This window comes from Acinetobacter sp. YH16038 (assembly GCF_013417275.1).
Classification (GTDB): domain Bacteria; phylum Pseudomonadota; class Gammaproteobacteria; order Pseudomonadales; family Moraxellaceae; genus Acinetobacter.
Map to the genome: position 1 here is coordinate 1 of NZ_VPEG01000175.1, position 1,076 is coordinate 1,076.

Sequence of the window (1,076 nt, forward strand, 5' to 3'; positions counted from 1 at the left end):
AAAGCAATGGCTGAAGAAAATTCAACATTTAGAGGTGTTGCAGAAAAGTTTAAAGTAGGGATAGCAACAGTACAAAGAGCTTTAAAAGAAGAAACTAATAATCAATAAGGTTGATTAATGAAGACGCTTAGATATTCAAATTTAGAAAAGATCATGACCATTTATACTGAAATTTCTACTTATATTACATTTCATAATGCGACTGGTTTAACAGATATAAATAAATCAATGGAAGATTTTTGAACCGTACCGGGTTTGTCGGAGACCAAGCTTTCTGAGAGAATGTCCCGATGAAAAAAGTAAAATATACCCCTGAAATCAGAGAAAGAGCGGTTCAATTATTGATTGAATCCGAGAAAGATTATCCATCGAATTGGGCTGCGATCACCGCTATTGCTCCCTGAGCAGTATACTGCGCAAGGGTTGTACTCCTGAAACACTACGTGTTTGGTATCAAAAATATTTAGATAAACAAAATCCAGTTAAAGTACAGCAGCTTTCAGACCAAGAACGTATCAAACAACTCGAACGCGAAAATAAAGAACTGCAACGCGCCAATGAAATTCTACGTAAAGCAGCCGCTTTTTTCGCCCAGGCGGAGCTCGACCGCCCACACAAATAATGGTGGATTTTATCCATAATAATAAAGAGCTGTACGGAGTCGAGGCGATTTGTAGAATTTTACCGATCGCACCTTCAACCTATTACCGGACTCTAGATCTCTGTGAAAATCCAGAACATCGAGCAAAGCGAGATTTACATGACTTGCATCATGCTGAGGAGATTAAACGAATTTGGAAGGAAAGTTCAGGTCGGTATGGTGTACGTAAAGTCTGGCAAAAACTGAAACGTGAAGGCTATATTATTGCGCGCTGTACTGTTGCTCGATTAATGCAAAAGCTAGGTATAAAAGGTGTTTGGCGTGGTAAGAACAAACAAACCACCCGTAGCCGAGATGATCAAAAACGAGCGGATGACTTGGTAAAACGTAATTTTACTGCTGATCATCCTGACCAACTGTGGGTGAGTGACTTTACGTATATTCAAACAAATTCAGGCTGGGTTTATACTGCATT

1 pseudogene and 1 other annotated feature are annotated in these 1,076 nt (G+C 39.1%); the pseudogene reads left to right on the forward strand.

The annotated features are described in order from the left end of the window. Positions 1 to 290 precede the first annotated feature (290 nt). A pseudogene (locus tag FTV34_RS17635) lies at positions 291 to 1,076 on the forward strand (IS3 family transposase); the annotation flags it as partial. Continuing rightward, positions 580 to 696, forward strand: a sequence feature (AL1L pseudoknot). It overlaps the preceding pseudogene by 117 nt.